Annotated in this window: 2 protein-coding genes; both read right to left on the bottom strand. The window is 57.2% G+C overall.

Features of this window, described 5'->3' with window-relative positions; genetic code table 11:
* A complete protein-coding gene (gene comE, locus AC53L6_RS24220) occupies window positions 1-555 on the bottom strand; it encodes a sulfopyruvate decarboxylase subunit beta (RefSeq protein WP_299196403.1) in 555 nt (184 codons plus the stop codon).
* Complete coding sequence (comD, locus tag AC53L6_RS24215) at window positions 552-1,058, bottom strand: sulfopyruvate decarboxylase subunit alpha (protein ID WP_299196401.1); 507 nt, start codon at window positions 1,056-1,058, stop codon at window positions 552-554. The genes comE and comD overlap by 4 nt, the downstream gene beginning before the upstream one ends.
* Between the last annotated feature and the right edge of the window lies 1 nt (window position 1,059).

Raw genomic sequence — 1,059 nt, 5'->3', positions numbered from 1 at the left:
TCAGGCCGTGACCGCTTTCATAAACCGGTCCTTGATCACGACGGGATCCATGGTGATCACCGGCATTTTGGCGTTGCCGCTGTCGCATTTGACAACCATCACGGTCATCTTGCGCTCCGCAATCGCCTTCTCAAGCGCAGGGCCGGTGTCGACATCCATCACCTCGACCACATTCTCGCATCCCGCAGCGCGGGCCATTCCCGCAAGTGATGTTTTCTTGCCAGTGTAGGTTGGCTGGTCACCAGTGGAGCCATAGGACCCGTTGTCGATGATCATCAGGATGTAGTTGTCGGCCACATTGTTGGCGATCGTCGGCAGCGTGCACAGGTTGGTCAGAACTGAACCGTCCCCGTCGATCGAGATCACCGTCTTGTCCTGCGCCAGCGCAAGACCCAGCCCGATGGACGACGAAAGGCCCATCGTGCCCAGCATGTAGAAATTGGTGGGCTGATCGTCGATGGCGTGCAGCTCTTGACTGGGGATGCCGATGTTGCAAACCACCAGTTGGTCGCGCAGGATGGGTGCAATTTCCTTCAGAATTTCAGAACGGATCATTGGTCGCCATAGCCTCCCCAAAAGTTGGCATCCGTCAGGATCGCCACGGGTTTGTTGCACATGAAAGTGTATTTCAGGATCATATCCAGCTCTTCCACGTCTTTCTGGTGATGGAAGTGGTAGGTCGGGATGTTCATCTGCGCGAGCAGCGCCTTGGTGTGCACGGCCATCTCGACCTGGCAAGCCACAGGCTCGCGCAGCTCACCCCGGTAGCTGATCAGCATCGGCAGCGGCATCCGGTAGTATTGGATCAACGTGGCCAGCGTGTTGATGGTGACCCCGATGGCCGTGTTCTGCATAATGATGGCCGGGCGCTTGCCGCCCATCCATGCGCCGGCACACAAGCCCATCCCCTCGTCTTCCTTGTTCGACGGGATGTGGAAGATGTCGGGGTGCTGGTCGATCTCGTCGATGACACCCGCAAGCTGTTTGCAGGGCACCGTCGTCACAAACGAAATGTCGTTCGCAACCAGATCATCGGTAATCTTCTTGTCTATGGTCATG

The organism is Tateyamaria sp. LSS28, from assembly GCF_059611725.1.
Note: the sequence above shows the minus strand (reverse complement) of the source record. Positions and strands in the feature narration are given on the sequence as shown.